16 protein-coding genes, 3 tRNA genes and 1 pseudogene are annotated in these 20,315 nt (G+C 72.3%); 5 read left to right on the top strand and 15 right to left on the bottom strand.

The features are described from left to right. Nucleotides 1–31: 31 nt before the first annotated feature. From ACFYZB_RS16020 to ACFYZB_RS16010, 3 genes are all read right to left on the bottom strand, one after another. Nucleotides 32–799: an RDD family protein gene (locus ACFYZB_RS16020; RefSeq protein ID WP_388758744.1), complete on the bottom strand. Its 768-nt coding sequence runs from the start codon at nucleotides 797–799 to the stop codon at nucleotides 32–34. Between the two features lie 140 nt (nucleotides 800–939). Further along, nucleotides 940–2,658: an RDD family protein gene (locus ACFYZB_RS16015; protein WP_388758742.1), complete on the bottom strand. Its 1,719-nt coding sequence runs from the start codon at nucleotides 2,656–2,658 to the stop codon at nucleotides 940–942. Between the two features lie 258 nt (nucleotides 2,659–2,916). Further along, a tRNA-Gly gene (locus ACFYZB_RS16010) sits at nucleotides 2,917–2,999 on the bottom strand. Here ACFYZB_RS16010 and ACFYZB_RS16005 point away from each other — a divergent pair. Further along, nucleotides 2,973–3,317, top strand: coding sequence for an SsgA family sporulation/cell division regulator (locus ACFYZB_RS16005; protein ID WP_388758740.1), 345 nt, complete (start codon nucleotides 2,973–2,975; stop codon nucleotides 3,315–3,317). The two genes, ACFYZB_RS16010 and ACFYZB_RS16005, sit on opposite strands and share 27 nt — an antisense overlap. A gap of 17 nt (nucleotides 3,318–3,334) precedes the next feature. Here the strand turns inward: ACFYZB_RS16005 and ACFYZB_RS16000 are convergent, their stop codons facing one another. After that, entirely contained in the window at nucleotides 3,335–4,741 is a 1,407-nt protein-coding gene (locus ACFYZB_RS16000; RefSeq protein ID WP_351207126.1) for an FAD-linked oxidase C-terminal domain-containing protein, read from the bottom strand. Nucleotides 4,742–4,881: 140 nt separating this feature from the next. Then, entirely contained in the window at nucleotides 4,882–6,027 is a 1,146-nt protein-coding gene (hppD, locus tag ACFYZB_RS15995; RefSeq protein WP_351207124.1) for a 4-hydroxyphenylpyruvate dioxygenase, read from the bottom strand. A gap of 122 nt (nucleotides 6,028–6,149) precedes the next feature. On the opposite strand from hppD, the gene ACFYZB_RS15990 reads away from it, so the two are divergent. After that, nucleotides 6,150–6,632, top strand: coding sequence for an Lrp/AsnC family transcriptional regulator (locus ACFYZB_RS15990; protein WP_388627372.1), 483 nt, complete (start codon nucleotides 6,150–6,152; stop codon nucleotides 6,630–6,632). A gap of 6 nt (nucleotides 6,633–6,638) precedes the next feature. Here the strand turns inward: ACFYZB_RS15990 and ACFYZB_RS15985 are convergent, their stop codons facing one another. From ACFYZB_RS15985 to ACFYZB_RS15975, 3 genes are read right to left on the bottom strand one after another with little or no spacing between them, the layout of a single operon-like run. Further along, nucleotides 6,639–7,430: a S16 family serine protease gene (locus ACFYZB_RS15985; protein WP_388758737.1), complete on the bottom strand. Its 792-nt coding sequence runs from the start codon at nucleotides 7,428–7,430 to the stop codon at nucleotides 6,639–6,641. A 32-nt stretch (nucleotides 7,431–7,462) separates the two neighbouring features. Further along, nucleotides 7,463–8,572: an o-succinylbenzoate synthase gene (gene menC / locus ACFYZB_RS15980; protein WP_388758735.1), complete on the bottom strand. Its 1,110-nt coding sequence runs from the start codon at nucleotides 8,570–8,572 to the stop codon at nucleotides 7,463–7,465. After that, nucleotides 8,569–9,318 carry a chorismate synthase gene (locus ACFYZB_RS15975; protein ID WP_388758733.1) on the bottom strand — a complete coding sequence of 250 codons (750 nt, stop codon included), beginning with the start codon at nucleotides 9,316–9,318 and terminating at the stop codon, nucleotides 8,569–8,571. Before ACFYZB_RS15975 ends, menC begins: the two co-directional genes overlap by 4 nt. Before the next feature lie 103 nt (nucleotides 9,319–9,421). Between ACFYZB_RS15975 and ACFYZB_RS15970 the strand changes: the two genes are divergently transcribed. Continuing rightward, the gene (locus tag ACFYZB_RS15970) at nucleotides 9,422–10,975 is read left to right on the top strand and encodes a PucR family transcriptional regulator (protein ID WP_388758731.1); all 1,554 of its coding nucleotides are present in this window, start codon (nucleotides 9,422–9,424) and stop codon (nucleotides 10,973–10,975) included. Here ACFYZB_RS15970 and dapE read toward each other — a convergent pair. The 6 genes and pseudogenes from dapE to ACFYZB_RS15940 form a co-directional block, all read right to left on the bottom strand. Further along, entirely contained in the window at nucleotides 10,956–12,011 is a 1,056-nt protein-coding gene (gene dapE / locus ACFYZB_RS15965; RefSeq protein ID WP_388758729.1) for a succinyl-diaminopimelate desuccinylase, read from the bottom strand. The genes ACFYZB_RS15970 and dapE overlap by 20 nt on opposite strands. Beyond that, nucleotides 12,008–13,459, bottom strand: coding sequence for an amino acid permease (locus ACFYZB_RS15960; protein ID WP_388758727.1), 1,452 nt, complete (start codon nucleotides 13,457–13,459; stop codon nucleotides 12,008–12,010). The genes dapE and ACFYZB_RS15960 overlap by 4 nt, the downstream gene beginning before the upstream one ends. A gap of 166 nt (nucleotides 13,460–13,625) precedes the next feature. Beyond that, entirely contained in the window at nucleotides 13,626–14,267 is a 642-nt protein-coding gene (locus tag ACFYZB_RS15955) for an IclR family transcriptional regulator (RefSeq protein WP_388758725.1), read from the bottom strand. 414 nt (nucleotides 14,268–14,681) lie between these two features. Next, nucleotides 14,682–16,484, bottom strand: coding sequence for a DEAD/DEAH box helicase (locus ACFYZB_RS15950; RefSeq protein WP_388758723.1), 1,803 nt, complete (start codon nucleotides 16,482–16,484; stop codon nucleotides 14,682–14,684). 117 nt (nucleotides 16,485–16,601) lie between these two features. Next, nucleotides 16,602–16,883: pseudogene (locus ACFYZB_RS15945) on the bottom strand (type II toxin-antitoxin system death-on-curing family toxin); the annotation flags it as partial. 5 nt (nucleotides 16,884–16,888) lie between these two features. Continuing rightward, complete coding sequence (locus tag ACFYZB_RS15940; RefSeq protein WP_388758721.1) at nucleotides 16,889–18,316, bottom strand: MFS transporter; 1,428 nt, start codon at nucleotides 18,314–18,316, stop codon at nucleotides 16,889–16,891. A gap of 177 nt (nucleotides 18,317–18,493) precedes the next feature. On the opposite strand from ACFYZB_RS15940, the gene ACFYZB_RS15935 reads away from it, so the two are divergent. Beyond that, nucleotides 18,494–18,591: transfer RNA gene (locus ACFYZB_RS15935), tRNA-OTHER, on the top strand. An 18-nt stretch (nucleotides 18,592–18,609) separates the two neighbouring features. After that, nucleotides 18,610–18,681: transfer RNA gene (locus tag ACFYZB_RS15930), tRNA-Cys, on the top strand. A 164-nt stretch (nucleotides 18,682–18,845) separates the two neighbouring features. Here ACFYZB_RS15930 and ACFYZB_RS15925 read toward each other — a convergent pair. Next, nucleotides 18,846–19,712, bottom strand: coding sequence for a metallophosphoesterase family protein (locus ACFYZB_RS15925; protein ID WP_388758719.1), 867 nt, complete (start codon nucleotides 19,710–19,712; stop codon nucleotides 18,846–18,848). Between the last annotated feature and the right edge of the window lie 603 nt (nucleotides 19,713–20,315).

Raw genomic sequence — 20,315 nt, 5'->3', positions numbered from 1 at the left:
CGCTTTCGTATGGGCACCCCCACCGCCTGTCTCAACCGGTGCTGACCACCACCGTCTTGGCCGCCTTGTCGTGCAGCCCCTGCTTGTAGGGCCTGTCGAAGTAGCTCCAGCCGCCGCAGATCGCCGTCCAGATGCAGAAGCAGCAGAAGGCGTACGGCACCCACAGCACCACGGCGCGGATCAGGTTGGTCTGCGCCGAGGGGGTGGCGCCGTTGTCCAGGTTCGCCACCCGCATGCCCAGCCACTTCTTGCCGAGGGTCTGGCCGTACTGGGTCATCATGAACGTGTCGTACGCGATGTACAGCACGGCCGTGATGAAGGACTGTCCCACGGTCTTGCCGACCGAGACGTGATCGCCGTTGATCTGGTACTCGCGCACTCCGAACGCCCAGGTGAGCAGCCACACGACGATACCGACGAGGATCATGTCGATGATCCTCGCGAGCGTCCGCCTGCCGCTGTCGGCGAGCGGGGGCATACCGGCGAGCGGGTCGGCGGGGTAACCACCGGCGCCCGCACCGTAGGGGCCCGTGCCGTAGGGCCCGCCCCCGTAGGGGCCGGCGCCGCCATAGGGAGGGGGCTGGCCGGCGCCGTACGGCGGCGGGGGCTCGCCGCTCCCGTACGGGGGTGGCTGTCCGCCGCCCGGGGGTTGCCCGCCGCCCGGTGGCGGGGGCTGCTGGGCGCCGCCGTACGGGGTGTCGTACGGCGAGCCCTGCCCCTGGTCCGACGGGGGCCGCTTCCTGAACGGGTCGTCCTCGGGGGGCTGCTCTCCGGAGCCGGGGGGCGGTTCGCTGCTCATGGCCCGAGTGGACCGCGAACGCCCCGGCTCCGCATCCGGCGGACGGCCTTACGGAGTACGGCCGTCCGGAGTACCGCCGTCCGGAGTACCGCTGTCCGGACGGCGGCCGCGCCCCGCGCCCCAGCCCGTCGCGGACGCGCTCAGCCCGCCACGAAGGTGTGCGCCGCCTTGTCGTGCCAGCACTGGTGCCACGGCCGGTCGAACAGGCACCACAGCACGCCCACGATCCCGATGCCGAGCAGTCCGGGCACGCTGTAGACCAGCCAGCGGCGCAGCGCCGCGCCGAAGGCCGGGGGCTCGTGCGCCTCGATGTCCCGGACCTCGAGACCGAGCAGCTTCTTGCCGAGGGTGCGGCCCCACCTGGCGGTCGGCACCACCTCGTACCCGACCCCGGCCAGCAGCAGGACGCCGAGCACGATGCCGAGGCTGGTGGCGGTCGTGCCGTCGAGCAGCCAGACGGTGACCTCGTGTCCGGACAGCCTGGCCGCGTCGATCTTCTGCTGGACGTGGTCGACGGCCTTGATGCCGAGCGGTACGGCTGCCGCGGCCGTCACGGCGCCCACGACCAGGGTGTCGATCAGCCGGGCGGCGAACCGCTTGCCGAGCCCGGCGGGACGGGCTGCGGCCTGCCGGCGCGCGGCCGCCTGGAACGGGTCCTCCACCGGCGGCTTCCACGGCGCCACGGGCTGCTCGTCCGCGCCACCGGCCAGCTGGTGCACCTGCTGCGCCCAGGACGCCTGCCCGCCACCGGGCCCGCTGGTCACCGGGCCGCCCTGCGCCGGCACCGAGGGCGCCACGGCCGCCTGGGCGGGCTGTGCGGGCGGGGCCGCCTGCGGTGCCTGCGCGGCGGCGCGGGCGGCGGCGGCCTTGCCGGCACCGAAACCGGGGCCTCCGGCCGGGGAGGCGGGGCTCGGGGAGGCCGGGTTCGGGGGGGCGGGGTTCGAGGGGGATGCGGCGGCGGGCGGGGTGGGCGCGCCGACCGGACCCTGCGGACCGAAGCCACCGGGCGCCGCTCCCGGGCCGGAGGCCTGCGGACCGAAGGCACCGGGCGCCGCGGAGGAGCCGGCCGCGCCCGCGTCCTGACCCGTCACGGGCGCGCCGAAGCCGGGGCCCTGGGCCGCGTCGTGCGGTCCGAAGCCGGAGGCCGGGGAGCCGGAGGCCTGTGGGCCGGACGTGGGCTGGGCGTCCCGCCTGCTCTGGCCGGGTACGGGGCGGAACGTCATGGTGCCGTCGTCCTTCACGGCCGCGGGCCCCGGGACCGGCCGCCGGAAGACGAAGGTGCCGCCGGGATCCTGCTCGTCGCCCTCCCCCGGCGGGACCGGGGCCGTGCCGTCCGTGCGGCCGCCCTGGCCGGTCGGCCGGGCCGAGCCCTCCGCGGGCACCCGTGGGTCGGCGCCCCAGGCGGTACGCCCGTCGCCGTCCCCGGCGGAACCGAACGGCCCCGCGGACCGGCCGGCGCCACCGGCACCGGGCTGACCGGCGCCCTGGGCGCCGACGCCCGGCTGCCCTGCGCCCTGGTCGCCGTACCCGGCACGACCCGTGCCACCGCGCGCGTCGGCCCCCCAGGCGGCGGAGCCGCTCCGGCCGTCGGGCGCCCAGGTGCCGGAGCCGTCCTGGCCGGAGGGCGTCGGCTGGGGATCCTCGTCGAAGAAGTGCGGGCCCGTCTCCTCGACGGCCGGGGCCGCGGGGCGGACGCCGGGCGGCGGGGTGAGCGGTTCGCCGTCCTTCGGCGCCGGGCGGCTGGTGCCGGGCACCCAGGAGGCGCCGTTCCAGTACCGGACGTACCCGGGGATGGACGGGTCCGGGTAGTAGCCCTCGCGGGGCCTGTCGTCACCTGGGGCCGGGGTTGGGGCGCTCATGTCCGTCGTCCCGTATCTGCTCGGGGGTGGGATGGGAGCCTCCACATCTATCAGACCGCGGCAGCCCGCAGCGCCAGTCCCGCAGGACCCACCCCTTTCCGGGCGACGCCGTACCCGGCTCGTACACGTCCGCGAAAAAAACTTCCCCGAACCCGCGTAATGCCCTGGCCCCTGCCCTCTCTCCCCCGGTGCGGGCCCGTTCCGAGCGGCCCCGAACAGCCCCGAACAGAGAGGACACACAGGTCATGCATCACACCGTGGTGGAGCGGGAGCTCGAAATGAGGCTCGTCCTGTCACCGGAGCGCGGCATTCCGGTGCCGGCCCGGCTGAGCTACCGCTCCGACGATCCGTACGCCGTGCACATCGCCTTCCACATCAACTCCGGCTCCGCCGTCAACTGGACGTTCGCCCGGGACCTGCTGGTCGAGGGCGTCTTCCGGGCCTGCGGGCAGGGGGACGTGCGGGTGTGGCCGACGAAGGCCGAGGGGCGCAGTGTCGTGCTGATGGCGCTGAGCTCGCCGAACGGGGACGCGCTGCTGGAGGCGCCGGTGACGCAGGTGTCGGCCTGGCTGGAGCGGACCCTGCGGGCCGTTCCGCCGGGGACCGAGGGCGGGCAGCTGGGCATCGACGACGCGCTCGACCAGCTACTCGCCCAGTGAGCCCCATGAGGCAGCGGTCAGAAGAGCTTGCCCGGGTTGAGGATGCCCAAGGGGTCGAACGCCTGCTTCACGGCGCGCTGCATCTCGATCCCGACCGGGCCGATCTCCCGGGCGAGCCACTCCTTCTTCAGCACGCCGACGCCGTGTTCGCCGGTGATGGTGCCGCCGAGCTCCAGGCCGAGCGCCATGATCTCGTCGAAGGACTCGCGGGCCCGCCGGGACTCGGCCTCGTCCGCCGCGTCGAAGCAGACGGTGGGGTGGGTGTTGCCGTCGCCGGCGTGGGCGCAGACGCCGATGGTCAGGTCGTACTTGGCGGCGATCCGTTCGACGCCCTCCAGCATCGCGCCGAGCCGGGAGCGGGGTACGCACACGTCGTCGATCATCGTCGTGCCCTTGACCGCCTCCAGCGCGGTCAGCGAGAGCCGCCGGGCCTTCAGCAGCATCTCGGACTCGGCCGCGTCCTCGGCCGGGACCACCTCGGTGGCGCCGGCGGCCTCGCACAGCGCGCCGACGGCGGCGAGGTCGGCGACCGGGTCCGGGGTGTCGAAGGCGGCCAGCAGCAGTGCCTCGGTGGTCTCCGGGAGGCCCATGTGGGCGAGGTCGTTGACCGCCTTGACGGTCGTACGGTCCATCAGTTCGAGGAGGGACGGGACGTGCCCGCCCTCCATGATCCGGCAGACCGCGTCGCAGGCGGCCGAGGCGGAGGGGAACTCGGCGGCCAGCACCAGCTGCTGCGGCGGCTTGGGCCTGAGCGCGAGCACGGCCCGTACGACGATGCCGAGCGAGCCCTCGGAGCCGACGAACAGGCGGGTGAGGTCGTAGCCGGCGACGCCCTTGGCGGTGCGGCGGCCGGTGGACAGCAGGCGGCCGTCGGCGAGGACGACGTCCAGGCCGAGGACGTACTCGGCGGTCACGCCGTACTTGACGCAGCACAGGCCGCCCGAGCCCGTGCCGATGTTGCCGCCGATGGTGCACATCTCCCAGCTGGAGGGGTCCGGCGGGTAGTACAGGCCGTGTTCCTCGACCGCGCGGGACAGGGTCGCGTTGATCACGCCGGGTTCGGCCACGGCGATCCGGTCGACGGGGCTGATCTCCAGGATGCGGTCCATCTTGGTGAGGGAGAGCACGATGCAGCCGTCGCTGGCGTTGGCGGCGCCGGACAGGCCGCTGCGGGCGCCCTGCGGGACCACGGGCACGCGCAGTTCGGTGGCGGTGCGCATGACGTGCTGGACCTGTTCGACCGTGCGCGGCAGGACGACGACGGCCGGGGTGCCGGCCGGGCAGAAGCTCGCCATGTCGTTGGCGTAGGAGGCGGTGACGTCGGGGTCGGTCAGGACGGCCTCGGCGGGCAGGCCGGCCAGGAGCCGGTCGGTGAGGTTGCCGGTTGCCTCGTCGCGGGGCGCTTCGATGCGGCTCATGATCAAAGGGTCGCACTCACGGCCATCGCTGTGAACCCGTTCCGTACTCCGCTCGGTCCCCCCCGGATTCCCGGAGGCGTCGGCGGCGTCGCAGGCGCCGGGCGACGGACCGGAAGCGCCGCCGCCCGACTGGACCCCGTACGGATCTAGAGGTTGCCGCGCTTGGCCTGCTCCCGCTCGATCGCCTCGAACAGGGCCTTGAAGTTGCCCTTGCCGAAGCCCATGGAACCGTGCCGTTCGATGATCTCGAAGAAGACCGTCGGGCGGTCCTGGACCGGCTTGGTGAAGATCTGCAGCAGGTAGCCGTCCTCGTCGCGGTCGGCGAGGATCTTCAGCTCGCGCAGGGTCTCGATCGGCACCCGGGTGTCGCCGACCCACTCGCCGAGGGTGTCGTAGTAGGAGTCGGGGGTGTCGAGGAACTCGACGCCGGCCGCGCGCATGGTGCGCACGGTCTCCACGATGTCGCCCGTGTTCAGCGCGATGTGCTGGACGCCGGCGCCGCCGTAGAACTCCAGGTACTCGTCGATCTGGGACTTCTTCTTCGCGATCGCGGGCTCGTTGATCGGGAACTTCACCTTGAGGGTGCCGTCCGCGACCACCTTCGACATCAGCGCGCTGTACTCGGTGGCGATGTCGTCGCCCACGAACTCCTTCATGTTCGTGAAGCCCATGACCTTGTTGTAGAACCCGACCCACTCGTTCATCCGGCCGAGTTCGACGTTGCCGACGCAGTGGTCGATGGCCTGGAAGGTGCGCTGGGCGGGCGGTTCGACCATCGGCTTGGCGGCGACGTAACCGGGCAGGTAGGGGCCGTCGTAGCCGGAGCGGTCGACCAGGGTGTGGCGGGTCTCGCCGTAGGTGGCGATCGCGGCGAGGACGACGGTGCCGTGCTCGTCCTTCACCTCGTACGGCTCGGCGACGCCCTTCGCGCCGTGCTCGACGGCGTACGCGTAGGCGGCGCGGGCGTCCGGGACCTCGATGGCCAGGTCGATGACGCCGTCGCCGTGCTCGGCCACGTGCCGGGCGAGGAAGTGGCCCCAGTCGGTGCTCGGCTTGATGACCGAGGTGAACACGAAGCGGGCGGAGCCGTTCTCGAGGACGTAACTGGCGGTCTCGCGGCTGCCGTTCTCCGGTCCGGAGTAGGCGACCAGCTTCATGCCGAAGGCGGTGGAGTAGTAGTGCGCCGCCTGCTTGGCGTTGCCCACGGCGAAGACGACCGCGTCCATTCCCTTGACCGGGAAGGGGTCGGCCTGCCGGGCTGTGTCGGGAGTGTGGTGAGTGGTCTGCGTCATGCCGGAAGGGTGGCCCCGCTCTGCAAGGTGCGCAATAGTTCGTGTATTCACTGGGCAATCTGCTCAGTGGTACGGCCGTGTCGGCGGTCTTTCTGTACAGGATGCTCATCCCTGGGGGTGCCGTGGCGATCGATCATCTGGACGGGCGGATCATCGTGCTCCTCGCCCGGGAGCCGCGCATCGGCGTGCTGGAGATGTCCCGGCGGCTCGGGGTCGCCCGGGGCACGGTGCAGGCGCGCCTGGACCGGCTCCAGTCGAACGGGGTCATCCGGGGATTCGGCCCGCAGGTGGACCCGGCGGCGCTCGGCTACCCGGTGACCGCCTTCGCCACGCTGCAGATCCGGCAGGGTCAGGGGCCCGATGTACGGGCGCACCTGGCGACCGTGCCGGAGGTGCTGGAGCTGCTGACCACCACCGGCAGCGGAGACATGCTGTGCCGCCTGGTGGCCCGCTCCAACGCCGATCTCCAGCGGGTGATCGACCGGGTGGTCGGCTTCGAGGGCATCGTCCGGGCGTCCACGGCGATCGTCATGGAGAACCCGGTTCCGCTGCGGATCATCCCTTTGGTGGAACAGGCGGCTGCGGATAGCGGGGAGGGGACGTAGGCCGGCTCAGCAGCTCGGCACGGACCCCTTGCCGCTCTGAAGCGCCTGAAGGGAGTTCACGGCGCCCCTGAGTGTGGTCACCGGGATCAGGCGGAGGCCCTCCGGGAGTTCCGCCTTGGCATCGGCGCACTCGGCCCTGGGGACCAGGAAGACGGTGGCGCCGTCGCGCCGGGCGGCCTGGGTCTTCAGGGCCACCCCGCCGACCGCGCCGACCGCGCCGGAGGCGTCGATCGTGCCGGTGCCGGCGACGGTGCGGCCGCCGGTGAGGTCGCCGCCGCTGCCGTCGCCGTGCAGCTTGTCGATGATCCCCAGGGTGAACAGCAGGCCCGCGCTGGGCCCGCCCACGTCGGCGAGCTTCAGCGTGACCTTGACCTTGTCGGCGCTCAGCCCCAGGTACTTCAGCGCCGCCCGGGTCGCCGCGTCCTGGGACTGCTGCATCTGCGCCGCGTTGTGCTTCTCGATCTCCTTGACGGTGTTGCCGCTCGGGTAGACCGCGTCGCGCGGCATGACGGCCCGGTCGGTGCGGAACCAGTTGCCGGCCACGTCACCGAGGGTCACCGTGGCGTCCGGGCCGGTCGCCTCGATCGTCACCATCCGCAGCTGCCCGCTGGTCCTCCGGGTCGGCGCGCCGGAGACGGTGATCACCTGGGTGCCCCTGTTCTCGCCGAGCACGTTCGCCGTCATCCCGGGCTGCGCCACCGAGAACGGCAGCGGCGCGAACGCCGCCGTGGCGAGCAGTGCCACGACGGGCAGAGCACAGACGGCTACGGCCTGGGGACGCGTGAGACGTGAGAGCACGGGATCAATCTAACGTGACCACCAGCTGTGTCTTATGCCCCGTACAGGTCCCGTCGCTCCACGGTGAACCGGCGCAGGGCCTCCGGAAGGGGCTCGATGCCGATTCCGGGGGCGGTCGGCACCGGCAGATGGCCGTCCCGAAGGACGAACGGCTCGGTGAGGTCCTCGGCGAAGTAGCGGGAGGAGGCGGAGGTGTCCCCGGGGAGGGTGAAGCCGGGCAGGGCGGCCAGGGCCAGGTTGGGGGCGCGACCGATGCCGGTCTCCAGCATGCCGCCGCACCACACCGGGACGCCGTGCGCGTGCGCCACGTCGTGGACCCGGCGGGCCTCCAGGTAGCCGCCGACCCGGGCGGGCTTGACGTTCACCACCCGGCAGGCGTCCATCGCGATCGCGGCGGCGGTGTCGGAGGCGTGGTGCAGGGACTCGTCCAGGCAGACGGGGGTGCGCAGGCGCCGCTGCAGCTGGGCGTGGGCGTGCAGGTTGTTCTCCGCCAGCGGCTCCTCGATCAGCAGCAGCCCGAAGTCGTCGAGGCGTCGCAGGTGCTCGGCGTCGGCGAGGGTGTAGGCGGTGTTCGCGTCGACCTGGAGGGGGAGGGCGTCGCCGAAGCGGTCGCGGACCGCGCGCACCGGTTCGACGTCCCAGCCGGGCTCGATCTTCAGCTTGATGCGGACATACCCCTCGTCGAGGTAGCGCACGACATCGTCCAGCAGCTCCGGCACCGAGTTCTTGATGCCGACCGACACCCCGGCGGGCACCCGGTCCCGTACCGCGCCGAGGAACACGGCGAGCGGCATGCCGTACGACCGCAGTTCCGCGTCCAGCAGGGCCGTCTCCAGGGCCGCCTTCGCCAGCTCGTGGCCCTTGATCCTCGCCAGGGCGGGAGCGAGCGCGGCCGTCGTGAGGTCCGGTAGGGCACTCACGCGCGGGATCAGGAAGTCGCGCAGCACGATCTCGGCGCCGGCGACGAACTCCGGGCAGTACAGCGGCTCGGGGTCGGCGGCGAACTCCGACCAGCCCTCGGCGGAGTCGGTGACGACGTGCAGGAGGAAGGTGTCCTTCGTCGTCATCGTCCCGAACGACGTACGGAAGGGGCTGACCAGCGGGATCGCGACGTGCACGATCTCGACGCGCTCGAGCTTCACGCGGCCTCCTCCGTCCGGGTGAGCGTGTACCAGCCGTCACGGGTCATCCCGGTGGCCCGGAACCCGTCCACGAAGGCGGTCAGCAGCACCTCGCGCACCGCGTACCGCCAGCGCAGCGCCTGGGCCGGGTCGGCGGCGCGCAGCTTGACGACGTCCTCCGGCACCCGGCACCAGATGTGCCGCTCGTCGCGGCGGGTGAGGGGGTCGCCGTCGGGGGCGGTGGCGGTGACGGGTCCGCGGGGTTCCGCGTCGTACGACGCCGTCGGGGCGTCCAGTTCCCAGGTCACCGTCAGCCGGTCGCTCTCGTCGCCGTCGTTCACACCGTCGGTCATCGGACCGTAGAAGTCGACCAGGTACTCCGTCCCGACCGCGCCCAGCTTGACCAGGTTGAAGCGGGCGTTGCGGCCGACCAGCGGGTCGAAGGTCCAGCGCATGGTGTGCGCGCCCAGGCCGAGGGCCCAGTCGCGCTGGGCCTGCTTCACGGCGTGCCCGAGCCCGCGGTCGGCGGCGGCGACCAGCGAGTACGTGCCGCGGCCGGCGCCGAGGACGGCGACGGAGGCGCCTCGCAGCCTCTGCCCGTCGTACGCGGCGTGGACCGCGCCGCCGGCGTGGACCAGGCTGTGCAGGACCTCGGCCGGGTAGGGCGGGGCGGTGCGGGGCGTCTGCCAGACGTCGCTGAAGTAGTCGGCCACGGCGGCGAGGGAGGCGACGTCGTCGGCGGTGCGGATGGTGACTCCTGTGGTCATGGCACGAGTCTCGGAGGTGCCGGCCCGGCGTGTGTTGTGCGAGCGGCCAAGACGTGCGTACGTTCGTTTCACCATCCGCCAACACAGCCCGCTGGGGACCCTCATGGACGCCTGCACCCTCGGTGACCTCCTCGACGTCGTCGGCGTCGCCCTGCGCCTGCACACGGCCCCCGCCGGGCAGGCCGTCCCGGTGACCGAGGCCGTGCTCCACGACGGCCGCACCCCGCTCGCCCGGCAGCCCGGCGCGCTGCTGCTGGCGGTGGGCGTGCCGGCGGCGGAGTGCGGGCCGCTGCTGCGGGCGGCGGCCGAGGCCGGGGCGACCGGGGTGGTGGTGCGCGGCGCGGACGGTCCGGTCGCGGAGGCGCAGGCGCTCGGCGTGGCCCTGCTGTCGGTCGCCGAGGACGCCGCCTGGCACCACGTGCATCTGCTGCTCGCCTCGGCCATCGCCGCCCGCCCCGCCGACGCGGCCGCGGCCGACAGCGGGCTCGGCGACCTGTTCGCGCTGGCGGACGCGATCGCGACGGCGGCCGGCGGGGCCACGGCCATCGAGGACCCGCGGCAGCGGCTCCTCGCCTACTCCACCGTCCCCGGCCAGCCGGTGGACGAGGACCGCCGGCAGGGCATCCTCGGCCGCCAGGTGCCGGCCAGCGCGGAGAACACCGAGCAGTACCGCCGGCTGTTCGCCGCCGACCGCCCGCTGAGGCTGCCCGCGCTGTCCGAGGGGGACCTGCCCCGCCTGGCGATGCCGGTCCGGGCCGGCGGGGAGACGCTCGGCTCGGTGTGGGTGATCGACGGCGGCTCCCTCGCCCCGGACGCCGAGGACGCCCTCGCCCAGGGCGCCTCCACGGCCGCCCTGCTCCTGCTGCGGGCGCGCGCGGCCCGGGAACTGGCCCGCCATCGGGGCAGCGAGCTGCTGCGCCGCCTGCTGGACGGCACGGCGGCGGACGCGGCCACGGCCGCCGAGCGGCTGGGCCTCGCCGGTCCCGCCCGGGTGGCGGCGTTCGTACTGGACTCCGCCGCGAGCGTCCCCGACGCCGAGCGCACGGCGTTGCGCCTGCTGGACGTCGTACGGCTTCAGTGCGAGGCGCGCTACGGGCGGCACGCGGGCGTGCTGGTGGACGGGGTGGTGTACGCGGTACTGCCCGGCCCCGGAGAACGGCACAAGAAGCTCGCCGAGGACATCGTGGCGCGGGCCGGGCAGGCGCTGCGGGTGCCGGTGCGGGCGGCGCTCGGCGAGGTCGTGCCGGACGCGGCGGGGCTGGCGGACTCGCGGGCGGACGCGGACCTGGTGCTGCGGGTGCTGGACGCCGGCCTGCCCGTGGCCGGCGTGGACGAGGTGCGGTCCCGCGTCACGCTGCTGCGGCTGGCCGAAGTGATGGGCGAACGGCGGGAGTTGAGCGCGGGCGCCTGGCGCCGGGTGCTGGCGTACGACGCCGCGCACGGCACGGAGTACGCCCGCACCCTGGTCTGCTGGTTCGACGCGGGCTGCGACATGGCGGGCGCGGCGAAGCTCCTCGCCGTCCATCCCAACACCTGCCGGTACCGCCTGAGGCAGCTCCAGCAGCACGCCGGGGTCGACCTGGACGACCCCGACGAACGGCTGGTGCTCTGGCTTCAGTTGCGGGTGCTGGCGGGGCTCACCGGAGCCACTGCCTGAGCCGGTCCTCGCACCTGCGCAGGTGCTCCACCGGGACGTACTCCCCCGCCGTGTGGGCGAGGGCGGGGTCTCCGGGGCCGTAGTTGAGCGCGGGCACGCCCAGCGCGGCGAACCGGGCGACGTCGGTCCAGCCGAGCTTGGGCCGCGGCTCGGCACCGAGCGCGGCTGCGAGGGCTCCGACCCGGTCCAGGTGCGGCAGGGCACCGCCGACGGCCTCGGTGACGCGCACCTCGTACTCCGGGAAGAGCGAGCGCACGTACGCCTCGGCCTCCTCGGGTGAACGACTGGGCGCGAAGCGGCAGTTGACGGTGACGACGCACTCGTCCGGCACGACGTTCCCGGCGACCCCGGCCCGTACGGCGACGGCGCTGAGCCCTTCCCGGTACTCCAGCCCGTCGACCTCGACCCGCTCGGGCGTGTGGTCGTCGAGCCGCTGCAGGACGGGCGCGGCCTTGTGGGCGGCGTTGACGCCCTGCCAGGCGCGGGCGGTGTGGGCGCGGGCGCCCTTGACCACGATGTCGGCGGTGAGGATGCCCTGGCAGCCGGCCTCCACTCCGGCGCCGGAGGGTTCCATGAGGACGGCGAGTGAGGCGTCGGCGAGCAGGTCGGGCCGCTCGGCGCCGATCCGGGCGAGCCCGTTCCTGTCCCCTTCCACCTCCTCGCACTCGTAGAAGACGTAGGTGAGGTCGCGGACGGGTGCGGGAACCGTGGCGGCCAGCCGGAGAGCCACGGCCACCCCGCCCTTCATGTCGCAGGCGCCCAGCCCGTGGACGCGGTCGCCGGCGAGCCGCGAGGGCAGGTTCCCGGCGGCCGGGACGGTGTCCAGGTGCCCGGCGATCAGGGCCCGCTCGGACCGGCCGAGGTGGGTGCGGGCGACCACGGAGTTGCCGACCCGGTCGACGGTGAGATGGGGCAGGGCGCGCAGCGCAGCGTGGACGGCGTCCGCGATCTCCGCCTCCCGCCCGCTCTCGGAGGGCAGGTCGACGAGGGCGCGGGTGAGGGTGACGACGTCGGCGGTGAGGTCGAGGGAGGTCATGCCGGGTCCTCGGGCTGGTTGAGCTTGGAGTGCCGGATGCCGTAGAGGCCGTAGAGGACGAGCCCGGTCGCCATCCATGCCCCGAAGGCGATCCAGGTGTCGGCGCCCAGGCTGCCCAGCATGTAGACGCAGAAGGCGACGCCGAGCAGGGGCGTGACGGGCGAGAGGGGCACCCGGAAGGACCGCGGGGTGTCGGGGCTGCGCCGGCGCAGCAGTACGACCGCCAGGTTGACCAGCATGAACGCGAAGAGGGTACCGATGCTGGTGGCGTCGGCGAGACTGCCGAGCGGGACCAGGGCGGCGAGTACGGCGATGAAGCCGGACACGATCACGGTGTTGGCGCGGGGCACTCCGGTGCGCGGGTGGACCTTGGCGAACAGCGGGGGCACGAGCCCGTCCCGCGCCATGGCGAAGAGGATCCGGATCTGCCCGTACTGCACGGTGAGGACCACGCTGGTGGTGGCGACGACCGCGCCGATGGACAGCAGGACCGGCCACAGGTTCCCGCCGCCGACGGACCGTACGAGCACCTCGCTGAGCGTGGCCTCGGTTCCCGCGAACCGCTTCCACGGCATGGCGCCGAGCGCGGCGACGGCGACGAGCACGTACAGGGCGGTGACGAGGACGAGCGACAGGATGATGGCGCGCGGCAGGTCCTTCTGCGGGTTGCGTGCCTCTTCACCCGCGGTGGAGGCGGCGTCGAACCCGATGTAGGAGAAGAAGAGCGAGGCGGCTCCGGCGCTCATGCCGGCGGCGCCGAGCGGGAAGAGGGGGTGGAAGTTCCCGGCGCGGAAGGCGGTGAAGGCGACGGCGCAGAAGAGGACGAGGGCCGCGATCTTGACGCCGACCATGATGGTGTTGGCGACGGCGCTCTCCCTTGCCCCGCGCAGCAGGACGACCATGGCGAGTACGACGATGAGGGCGGCGGGGATGTTGAGGGTGCCGCCGGCCCCGGGCGGGGCGCTGAGCGAGTCGGGGAGGGTCACCCCGAAGGTGAGCTGGAGCAACTCGTTGACGTACTGCCCCCAGCCCACGGCGACGGCGGCGACCGACACTCCGTACTCCAGGATCAGACACCAGCCGCACACCCAGGCGACCAGCTCGCCGAGGGTGGCGTAGGCGTAGCTGTACGAGGATCCCGAGCCGGGGATCATGCCGGCCAGCTCGGCGTAGGACAGCGCCGAGAACAGGGCGGTGACGCCGGCGACGACGAAGGAGACGACGATGGCGGGTCCCGCCTCCGGCACGGCCTGCCCCAGCACCACGAAGATGCCGGTGCCGAGGGTGGCGCCCACGCTGAGCAGCGTCAGCTGGGCGACGCCCATGGTCCGCTTCAGGGGGCTGCCGGCGGCTTCACCGACGAGGCGTTGCACCGGCTGGCGCCGGGTGAGGCGACGTGTTCGCGTTCCCTGCGGTCTGGCCTCCGGCCGTGTACCGACTGTGTCCACCGTGCTGATCCCTCCGCCTCGGGCTGTTTGGCCCTTGATGATGCGGAGAGAGGTGGGGCGGTGGGTGAGTTGATCGGCCAAAGATGCGGGTGGGCATTTGGCCGGATGAGCAACAGGGTGGTCGCGGGTGCGGTGGGGCGGGCTGGTCAGCGGTGGGGGGAGCTGGTCAGCGCAGGGCCTCGGCGACCTCCTTCGCCGCCTCCACCACCCTCGGCCCCACCCGCTCCGGTACGGAGTCCGCCAGCATCACGACACCCACGCTGCCCTCGACGCCGGTAACCCCGACCAACGGCGCCGCGGCCCCGCTCGCCCCGGCCTCCAGCTCCCCATGGGTGAGGGTGTACCCGGGATCCGCGGACGGTGACTGCCGCGCGGCCAGGATCGCCCTGCCGGCCGCCCCGCGGTCCAGCGGATGCCGGAACCCGGCGCGGTACGCCACGTGGTAGTCCGTCCAGGTCGGTTCGACCACGGCGACGGCCAGCGCCTCCGTCCCGTCCACCAGGGTCAGATGTGCCGTGGCCCCGATGTCCTCGGCGAGCGACCGCAGCGCGGGCAACGCGGCCTCCCGCACCAGCGGATGCACCTGCCGTCCGAGCCGCAGCACCCCGAGCCCGACCCGGGCTCGCCCGCCCAAGTCACGCCGTACGAGGGCGTGTTGTTCCAGTGTGGCGAGCAGCCGGTACACCACGGTACGGTTCACGCCCAGTTTCGTGGACAACTCGGTGACGGTCAGCCCGTGGTCGGTGTCGGCCAGCAGCTTGAGGACACGCAGTCCCCGGTCGAGCGTCTGAGAGGTCTCCGCGGTCACGACGCCCACTCCTTCGGCGGTGAGGTCGGCAGCCCCCTGAGCGGCGGATGCGTCGCCGAGTCCCGTCGGCGACGCGCTTTCAGAGGCCGCCGATCGGCAGGAAGGCCCGGCGGCTCCGGGCATGTCGCTTCACGGCTGCGCTCCGCGGCGGCGCTGCCACGGGGCGTGTGCGTAGCGGGACAGTAGCGAAGCAGGTTCGCTGAGCGGAAGTCTCCGTCCAGAATCCGGGCAAGACTGCTTCCGGCCTGCCGCTATTCGTCCGGAAACGCACAGGCCCCAGGAACTGACAAAAGCCAATCCCTGGGGGGTCCGGGGCGAAGCCCCGCGTCAGCCACCTGTTGACCGACCGAGACGGTCGGGCGGTCGGTCGGTCGGGCGGGCGGGCGGGCAAAGATCGCCGAACCCAGCGGAGCGTCACCGCATGCGCGTGGCCCACTCCTGCACCTTGGCGATCCGCTGCCGCAGCTGTCCCGCCGTGGCCTCCGCGCTGGGCGGCCCGCCGCAGACCCGGCGCAGCTCGGTGTGGATCACCCCGTGCGGCTTGCCGCTCTGGTGGACGTACGCACTGACCATGGTGTTCAGCTGCTTGCGCAGCTCCATCATCTCCTTGTGCGTGACCACCGGCCGCCGCTCGGCCGGCAGCTCCAGCAGGTCGGCCTCGCTGTCCGGCTTCTTCCGGCTGTGCGCGATCTGCCGGGCCTGCCGCTTCTGCAGCAGCAACTGCACCTGCTCGGGTTCGAGGAGCCCCGGGATGCCGAGGTAGTCCTGCTCCTCCTCGCTCCCCGGGTGCGCCTGCATACCGAACTCGGCGCCGTCGTAGAGCACCCGGTCGAAGACGGCGTCGGACTCCAGCGCCTCGAAGGGCAGCATGTCCTGCTCGCCGGTGTCCTCGTCCTGCTGCTTGTTCGCCTCCTCCATCTCCTTCTCGGATTCGGCGTACGGGTCCTCCTCGCCCTCCTTCTTCGGCTTGTCGAGGGCGTGGTCCCGCTCCTTCTCCATCTCGTTGGCGAAGGTCAGCAGGTCGGGCACGGTCGGCAGGAACACGGACGCGGTCTCGCCGCGCCGCCGGGACCGCACGAAACGCCCGACGGCCTGCGCGAAGAACAGGGGGGTCGAAATGGTCGTCGCGTACACGCCGACCGCGAGCCGCGGCACGTCGACGCCCTCGGACACCATGCGCACCGCGACCATCCACCGGTCGTCGCTCTCGCTGAACTCGTCGATCCTCTTCGAGGCGCCGGCGTCGTCGGAGAGGACGAGCGTGGCCTTGGTTCCCGTGATCTCACGGATCAGCTTCGCGTAGGCACGCGCCGAATCCTGATCGGAGGCGATGACGAGGGCACCGGCGTCCGGGATGGCCTTCCTGACCTCGGTCAGCCGCTGGTCGGCGGCGCGCAGCACGCTCGGCATCCACTCGCCGCGCGGGTCGAGCGCCGTACGCCACGCCTGGCTGATCGCGTCCTTGGTCATCGGCTCGCCGAGCCGGGCGGCGACCTCGTCACCGGCCTTGGTACGCCAGCGCATGTTGCCGCTGTAGGAGAGGAAGATGACCGGCCGGACGACACCGTCCGACAGGGCGGACCCGTACCCGTACGTGTAGTCGGCGGCGGACCGCCGGATGCCGGCGTTGTCCTCCTCGTACGTCACGAAGGGGATGGGGTTGGTGTCGGACCGGAAGGGCGTACCCGTCAGCGCGAGCCGGCGGGTGGCGGGCTCGAACGCCTCCAGGCAGGCCTCGCCCCAGGACTTGGAGTCACCGGCGTGGTGGATCTCGTCGAGGATGACGAGGGTCTTGCGCTGCTCGACCCGGTTGCGGTGCAGCATGGGCCGCACGCCGACGCCGGCGTAGGTGACGGCGACGCCGTCGTACTCCCGGCCGAGAGGTCCCGCGCTGTACTCGGGATCGAGCTTGATGCCTATCCGCGCCGCCGCCTCGGCCCACTGCTTCTTCAGGTGCTCGGTCGGCGCGACCACGGTCACCTGCTGCACGACGTGGTGGTGCAGCAGCCAGGAGGCCAGCGTCAGCGCGAAGGTGGTCTTGCCGGCGCCGGGCGTGGCGACGGCGAGGAAGTCACGCGGCTGCTCCTGTACGTACTTCTCCATCGCCCCCTGCTGCCAGGCACGCAGCTTGCTGGCGGTACCCCAGGGCGCGCGGCCCGGGAAGGCGGGCGACAGGTGGTGGGAGTGGGAGGAGGAGGTGGCGGCGGTGGTAGTCACGGTCTCCGTTTATGGGGCTGGGCGGCTCGGCTACGTATGACAACCGGGCCACCCTACCGGCGCCCCGCCGGTGCCAACGTGCGAACGACCCCGGGTCGCCCACGGGTGGGACCGAGGTCACATCGCCTCGTGCAGCGCCCTCAGACGGCGCCCGATCAGACCTACGTCCTCGACGCTTCCCGACGCCACATCGATCACCAGCTTGTACGCCTCGTCCTGGTCGACGTCGAGCATTTCGGTGCCGTTGAAGTCCAGGAAGACGACTGTGGACATCCAGGCCATGCGCTTGTTGCCGTCGACCAGGGGGTGGTTCGCCGCCAGTGACTGAAGCAGCGCCGCCGCTTTCTCGAAGAGGTCCGGGTACGCCTCGACGCCGAACATCTGAGACTGAGGACGATGGAATGTCAGTCTGTGCGCAACCGCGTCGTCACCCATGCCCCCGCCAATGCCACCCCGGCCATCGGCAGGAACACGGCAGCGAACGCGGCGGGGTGGCCGCCGCCGGCCGCCGTGGCCGTGGTGGCCGTGCTGCCGCCGCCCAGGGCGGCGAACGCGGCGCCGGTCGCGGCGAGGAGGACCACGTTGGAGAGGGCGTCGGAGATCTGCAGCGCGGCGGAGTTGGTGCCGGCCTCCTCCGGGGCGGACAGCTTCAGCAGCAGCACGCTGGTCGAGGAGATCACCAGGCCCATGCCGAAGCACCCGAAACCCCAGGCGACGGCGACGGTCCACACGGGCACGGAGTGCACGAGCACACCGGGCGCGGCGCTGATCGCGGCGGCGACCAGCACCATTCCGGCGGTCGTCAGCCGCTCCCGGTACGGCTGCACGCGCGGCCGGGACTGCACCCATGAGCCCAGCGCCCAGGTGCCGCCGCCCGCCGCCAGCGAGAAACCGGCCAGCGTCGGGGACAGCCCGCGCTGGGTCACCAGCATCAGCGGGACGAAGGACTCGGCCGCGATGAACGAACCGGCGGCCAGTCCGCGCAGCAGCACGACGGAGGGCAGTCCGCGGGCCGCCCGGTAGGTGCCGCGCGGCAGCAGCCCGAGCACGGCGGGCACCAGCAGGGCGGTGCCCGCCAGTCCCGGGAGCAGGGACAGGGGACGCAGGTCCTGGGCGGCGTACTGCAGGAGGCCTGCGCCCAGGGAGATGCCGAGGGCGAGGCGGATCCGCTTCCGGTCGAAGCCGGCGCCGGCATCCTCGTCCACCGGGCCCGATGCCCTGCGCCGTATCTGCGGCAGGGCGAGGGCGAGCGGGAGGACGACGAGGACCGGGATGCCGAGGAAGACCCAGCGCCAGCCGAGGTGCTCGGTGACGGCGCCGGAGGCGAGCGGGCCGACGACGGACGGTACGACCCAGCCGGCCGCGAACGCCGCCATGATCGCGGGCCGCAGCCGCTCGGGGTAGGCGCGGCCGACGACGACGTACAGCGCGACGATGACCAGTCCGCCGCCGAAGCCCTGCACGGCCCGCCCCAGGATGAACACCGGCATGACCTGCGCGGTCCCGGCGACGACGAGTCCCGCGGCGAAGGCCCCGATCCCCGTGGTCAGCGCCCCGAGCGGGCCCCGCCGGTCGGACCACTGGCCGGCCAGCACCATGCCGAACAGGCTCGTCGTGAAGTACCCGGAGAAGGCGAACGCGTACAGGGCCACCCCGTCCAGCTCCCGCGCCGCGACCGGCATGGCGGTGCCGACGGCGGTCGCCTCGAACGCGATCAGCAGCACGACGGAGACGATCCCGACACTGAGCGCCCGGTAGGCCCGGCCCAGTACGCCGCCGTCCCGCTCGACGGGGTCGACGACATCGGCATCACGCGACTCAAGGGCACTCATGGCCGTCAGAGTAAGGCGCACGGTGCGGTTTGACCCCTGTCCGTGGTCCGGCCCGTACTGCGACCTTGGTCGTACGTCCGAGGCCGTTCATGAACGGCGTATGGCAGTCGCATTGCAGCCCCACCGCGTCCCTTGAGCCCGCGCGGCACCTCGCCATACCGTCATGTCCACGAACAAGGCCGTGTGCCCGAGTGGTCCAGGGGCTCGCCTGCGCTGCATCCGTCAGCGGGCTCCGCCCGCGGGGAGTTACGCGGGTTCGATCCCCACCACGGCCGAGAACGACAACTCAACATGGCCGTGTGCCCGAGTGGTTTAGGGGCTCGCCTGCAAAGCGAGTTACGTGGGTTCGATTCCCGCCACGGCCTCTACCTGCCTGAGCTGGCAAGACAAACGGGCGGCACCCCGCGAGGGGTGCCGCCCGTTTGATCGCCCGTCTCGGTTTCCGTCTCGCGAGAGGGCGACCTCGAACAAGCCCTCATCCACGGCGAGCGCGCCCTACCGCCTGGCGCCGCTTACATTCACTTCGGACTCACCCGGTGGGGCCGAGGTCCTCGATGACCTGCCGCATCTCCTCCTCATCGGCTTCGTAGACCGTCTCGCCCAGGCGGGGGCCACGGGCATGAAGGGTGTGGATGAGCGGTCCGTTCGCCGTGCCGAGCTGGACCAGGGAGGCCGAAGGGCCGTGCACGGCGCGCTCGGTGCCGGGCCGGGCGGTCAGGTCGATGCGGCTGACCACCCCGGGCGTGACCCAGACCGTCGCCTGCTCCAGATGCCCCAAGATCTGAAGATGGAAGTGACCGCAGAGGATGAGCTGCACATCGGTCCCGCGGATCACCGCGGCCAACTCGTCGGCATTCTGCAGCCCCAGCGCCCGCTGCACCTCGACCTCCAGCGCGATCGGCGGGTGATGGAAGCCCAAGATCGTGCCACGCGGCGCAGGCGCGGCCAGCACCTCGCGCAACCAGTCAAGCTGGGCACGGCTGATCTGGCCGTAACCCTTGCCCGGTACGAGCGAGTCGAGGGTGACCACGCGCCAGCCGTCGATCGTGCTCGCCGCGGCCCGCTCGCCGTCGGGCCCGTCGCAGACCGCGTCGGGGCGGGTGTGGCCGCAGCCGAGCACCTCGGTGAACGCCGCCCGCTCGTCGTGGTTCCCGGTCGCGTAGAACACCGGTGCGCCCCGCTCCTTCGCGTAGCCGCCAAGGAGTTCATGAGCCCGCGAGTACCCCTCACTGGATCCATCGTCCGCGACGTCTCCCGTAACGATGACAGCATCAAGGTCGCTCAGGTGGACCAGGTCGGCGAGCAGGCGCCGCAGTGCCGCGGTGCCATCGGCGCCGTCGGCGTCCGGGCCTCCTGCACGGTCGAGGTGCGTATCGGACAGATGAAGAATCTTCATCTCGTCAACCTAACGGGGAGTCCGCCGGGAGATCACCCTTCATCCGAGTGGCCTGGCGGACCCTATCAGTTAAGAGTGACGAACCCTGGCGATCGATGGCTCTTGGCCTCGCTGCAGCGAGCGTGCAGGTAGGTTGCCAAGGTCCGACGCCGTCTCTCCTCGAACGCCTGCCTGTACCGGCAGGTCCCAACACCGTTGGGAACGCAGAGAGATGGGAGGTCGGGCGACATGGAGCGATCGACTCGGCGGAGAAGGCACCGTAGACAACGCCAACGGCTGGACTGGGTGGAGTTAGCGGATCTCTTCCTCACGGCGATCACTGCCATTGCGGGATGCGTTGAACATTTCTTGTGACGCATGAGGGGTGTACCGGACGGCTGGTCAGGGTGAGTGAACCCGACCGATGCCTGCTCGGCCGGGCCCACCCTGCCCCGCGCACCGGCCTGGCTTTGGGCGGCATCCCAAAGCCAGGCCGTTCGTGTGCACAGGGACGTGTCAAGTGTTCACTAAATAGCACCCAGCCCCCTGACTTGCACTGGAGGGGATGACCCGCACGCTACCGCAAGCCCCCATGGACATGAGCACGCCAACCAGTCATGAGGG

Source organism: Streptomyces sp. NPDC001852, from assembly GCF_042891825.1.
GTDB lineage: Bacteria > Actinomycetota > Actinomycetes > Streptomycetales > Streptomycetaceae > Streptomyces.
The sequence above is the reverse complement of the archived record's forward strand: the minus strand, read 5'-3'. Positions and strand labels throughout refer to the sequence as shown.

Excerpts from the sequence above, each read along its gene's own strand:
- ACFYZB_RS16020 (WP_388758744.1), bottom strand. The coding sequence starts at position 799 with ATGAGCAGCGAACCGCCCCCCGGCTCCGGAGAGCAGCCCCCCGAGGAC.
- ACFYZB_RS16015 (WP_388758742.1), bottom strand. The coding sequence starts at position 2,658 with ATGAGCGCCCCAACCCCGGCCCCAGGTGACGACAGGCCCCGCGAGGGC.
- hppD (WP_351207124.1), bottom strand. The coding sequence starts at position 6,027 with ATGACGCAGACCACTCACCACACTCCCGACACAGCCCGGCAGGCCGAC.
- ACFYZB_RS15975 (WP_388758733.1), bottom strand. The coding sequence starts at position 9,318 with ATGACCACAGGAGTCACCATCCGCACCGCCGACGACGTCGCCTCCCTC.
- ACFYZB_RS15970 (WP_388758731.1), top strand. The coding sequence starts at position 9,422 with ATGGACGCCTGCACCCTCGGTGACCTCCTCGACGTCGTCGGCGTCGCC.
- dapE (WP_388758729.1), bottom strand. The coding sequence starts at position 12,011 with ATGACCTCCCTCGACCTCACCGCCGACGTCGTCACCCTCACCCGCGCC.
- ACFYZB_RS15940 (WP_388758721.1), bottom strand. The coding sequence starts at position 18,316 with ATGAGTGCCCTTGAGTCGCGTGATGCCGATGTCGTCGACCCCGTCGAG.
- ACFYZB_RS15925 (WP_388758719.1), bottom strand. The coding sequence starts at position 19,712 with ATGAAGATTCTTCATCTGTCCGATACGCACCTCGACCGTGCAGGAGGC.